This window comes from Sphingomonas flavida (assembly GCF_036663655.1).
Lineage (GTDB): Bacteria > Pseudomonadota > Alphaproteobacteria > Sphingomonadales > Sphingomonadaceae > Sphingomonas.
The window spans coordinates 1-3,524 of record NZ_JAXOJH010000041.1 but is presented as its reverse complement, the minus strand read 5'-3'; the positions used below and the strand labels follow the sequence as shown (position 1 = coordinate 3,524).

2 protein-coding genes and 1 pseudogene are annotated in these 3,524 nt (G+C 59.3%); 1 reads left to right on the top strand and 2 read right to left on the bottom strand.

Annotated elements, in window-relative coordinates:
* Positions 1-558: 558 nt before the first annotated feature.
* Positions 559-1,494, top strand: a complete 936-nt coding sequence (locus tag U1703_RS18740) for a YiiG family protein (protein ID WP_332786956.1) — start codon at positions 559-561, stop codon at positions 1,492-1,494.
* Positions 1,495-1,772: 278 nt separating this feature from the next.
* Here U1703_RS18740 and U1703_RS18735 read toward each other — a convergent pair whose 3' ends face one another.
* The gene (locus U1703_RS18735) at positions 1,773-2,654 is read right to left on the bottom strand and encodes an AraC family transcriptional regulator (RefSeq protein WP_332786955.1); all 882 of its coding nucleotides are present in this window, start codon (positions 2,652-2,654) and stop codon (positions 1,773-1,775) included.
* 102 nt (positions 2,655-2,756) lie between these two features.
* Positions 2,757-3,335, bottom strand: a pseudogene (locus U1703_RS18730) (SDR family NAD(P)-dependent oxidoreductase); the annotation flags it as partial.
* Positions 3,336-3,524 lie beyond the last annotated feature (189 nt).

The window sequence follows — 3,524 nt, the reverse complement described above, 5'->3', positions numbered from 1 at the left end:
CTCGTGCTCACGCAGCACGCCTATGATCTGATCCTCGGTAAAACGGCCTCGCCGCATCGCTCGTCTCCATCTGACGAGCTAACTTACCAATGGCATGATTTCCGGGGAGCACGTCACCCCAAATCCAACATGTCACCCACGACTATGTGCTCGATGTCAGCGCACTTGCCGAGCCCGATACCTTGTTCGGTATGTCCCCCGACTGGATCAGCTTGAGTGATACCGAGAGGGCCGCCGTCGTTGCTGAGGTGCGAGACATGGCTGGTGATCGAATGATCCTGCCCATCCCTTCAACCGCTCTCATCGGTGTAGCTTGACGCTGACCATCGCTATGCTACGAGATAGCGATCGCAATCGAAGAACAGCAGATCCGCTTGGATGGAGCACAAAACTCTACCCATCAGTGCGGTTATAAAAATTCCCAAATTTGAAAGGCGTACCCAAGGGGGGCATAGGGAGCGCCGCGGTCCGAAAGTCTTTCCAACCAAAGACTTGGAACCGCTTGTTGGCATCAACCAAACTGAGGTCGTTTTTGTGTTCAGGATACTGCTTCGCTCCATGGCTCTTCCCGCTTGCGTGCTCGCGCTTTCTGCGTGCGGAAGCAAGGAAGAGGGAAATTCAAGCGCGGTGACAGCGGCTGCCGACCAGAACGAGATGCAGAAATACAATGCCTATGTCGAAGCGGCCAATACGGCGCGCACGCCCTTTGCCGACATAGTGGCCACCTATCAGCGCTCCATCAAACCGGTTTTCGACAGCGGCAAGGACCTGACAAAACTTTTCTTTCCGTCCGATCCGGGCATAGACCGGATCAAGGCGCAGTTGGACAAGGCTTTAGCCATGAAGCCCGCCATGCCGGAACTCGACGGGGCGGCGCGGACCTATAGCCAAGCGCTTGTCAAGGTTGCGCCGCTCTATCGTGATATGGCGAACTATATTGAGGCCAAGACCTATGTGAGCGACAATGGCGCCCATGGCCGCGAGTTCCAGCCGGCGCTGCTTACCGCCTTGGACAATGTTACATCGGCCCAGGCTACCTATGCAAAAGCCATCGACGCCGCAGACCGCGCGCGCATCAAGGCCGCATTCGAGGCGACGAAGAAGGATACCCTGGACTATTATCGCAAGGGCACCGTCTATTATCTCAAGGAAAGCATGGATCATGCCTCCGGCGTGCTTGATGGCAGGGGATTGGGCGACCAGAAGGCGGTATTCAAAGCGTCCCTGGACCAGTTCAACACCATGGCCGTCCAGTTCGACAACAAGGTCCGCGAGAAGGACAAGACGGCATGCGCGAGCTTTATGCTGCACGCCAATGCCTATCTTGCAGCCGGGCGCGATATCATCCAGCGCACCGAGGACGGCACCTATGCCAAGGATCGCAGGAATCGCGCCTCGTTCCAGATGATGAAGCCGAAGGCGGTAGAGGACGCCGAAACGCTGCTCCAGACCTATAACAATGTCATCAACGACCTCAATGTCAGCCAGTGCTGACATCTGAGAGGGTTTTGTGAATTAACTGGCATCCCATTCCTCGATTTCGTAGGAATGGGATGCTGAGGCGAACGGCACCAAAAATGTGCGGACTTTTTTACAAATGACCCAAATACGGTCATTCCTGAGTTCGTTTCGGCTCCCCAACTTCTGCCGTTCATTCATGTTGGCGGCAGAGCAGCCGCTGACCCTCGACCCTCCCCGCTTCCGTTCGGCTTTCCCAAATATTTTGGGAAACGGCCTGCGAGTCTGTTGGTGTGCGGCGGCTTCCTGAATGCTCAAAGCGCTCGAACCTTTGAGCGGACATATCGACCCGGAGTGACGCCGATCGCCCGGCGGAACATTGCGATGAAAGCGCTCACGTTTCCGTAGCCAAGATCGATTGCGATTGTCGTTACCGCCGCCCCTTCCGCTAGTAGCTCGATGGATCGCAGGGCGCGGGCTCGTTGGCGCCACTCGGTAAAGCTGAACCCTGTCTCGTTGGCGAAGCGGCGCGCCAATGTGCGCGGCGCGATAGCCGCCCATGCCGCCCACGCGCAGAGCGCCCGGTTATCGGCCAAGTCGGCGAGGATGGCATCAGTGACGCGCCGCGCGCGCGGATCGAGTGGGTGGGGCAGTCCAAGCGGCTCAGTCGGTAATGTCGCGATCTCATCCAGTACGACGCCTGCAAGCCTGCGCTCGCGTCCGCTAACCGGCGGACCCGACCAATCTGCGGCACGATGCACCGCCTCTCGCAGGAGGCCGCTTACCCGGATCGTACGAGGCTCCATTGGCAGCTCCGCGCATGCGTCGGCGGTAACATAGACGCTCCACCCCGAGAACGGGCCATGCGACCGCATCGAATGCGACTCCCGCCTCGGTATCCAAATGGCGTGGGTGGCCGGCACCACCCAGGACCCGCTTTCGGTAGTTACCGACAACAGGCCGGCCAAGCTCCCAATCAGTTGGCCCGCGTCGTGCGAGTGCGAGGCCGTGTCCCGTGCGTCGTCATCGCTCTGTTCGACAACGAAGATGGAGCCGATGGTGGCCTCTTCAATGAGGCTAAGGGGGATGAGAGGAGCTATCATGGCAGAAGCACCGTATTCATTGGCATGGATGAGGCAGCATCGCCACAACCGCCGAGCTAGTTCATGAGCTCCAACCTGATGGAGATTGAACATGGACTATCAGCCAAAGCGGAACAGCGTCACCACGCGTCCAGAAGATGTTCTTCCCGATGAGACCGATCGAGCCGAAATCAACGGCATCTCCGTCCGCAAGGGCAGGATCGCAGACGGATCATAGGCCTGAATCGAAGCGGTGGTGATGACCGATCCGCCTGCCGGTAGATGCGGCACGGCCGCCTGCGCGATCCAGTGCATGGCATAGAGGTTGGTCTTCATGGTCCTGTCGAAATCCTCCGACGTGACCTTCGAGATGTCCTCACGGTTCTGCTGCCGACCCGCATTGATGACCAGAATGTCGAGACCGCCAAGCTTCTCGACCGCCTGCTCCACGAGCGTCTTGCACCACGCCTCGTCGGTGATGTCGCCGGGTAGGTCAACAGCTTTGCGCCCCTCGGCTTCGATGAGTTGGATCACCTCGGCCGCGTCACTCTTTTCGGACTCGAGGTACGACAGAGCGACGTCAGCACCCTCGCGTGCAAACGCGATAGCGGCCGCGCGACCGATGCCGCTGTCCGCGCCGGTGATGAGCGCCTTGCGCCCAGCAAGCTTGCCTGAGCCCTTATAGCTCGTCTCGCCGTGGTCGGGCACAGAATTCATCTTCGACGCTTCACCGGGCACAGGCTGCGGCTGCCGCGGGAAAGGCGGCTGCGGATACTGCGAGCGAGGATCCTGCATAGTCAGTGAGATGGCCCCCTAAATGACCTGACAGGGTCTCGCTCTTGGATAAGAGTGAGGCATATGACTGAACATACGACCAGGCGTTACAACGACGGCGAGGTCCTCTCCGGGGTTCAGCGCCGGAGGCGCTGGACCCCGGAGGAGAAGGTCCGGATCGTCGAGGAGACGTACCTGCCGGGCATGAGC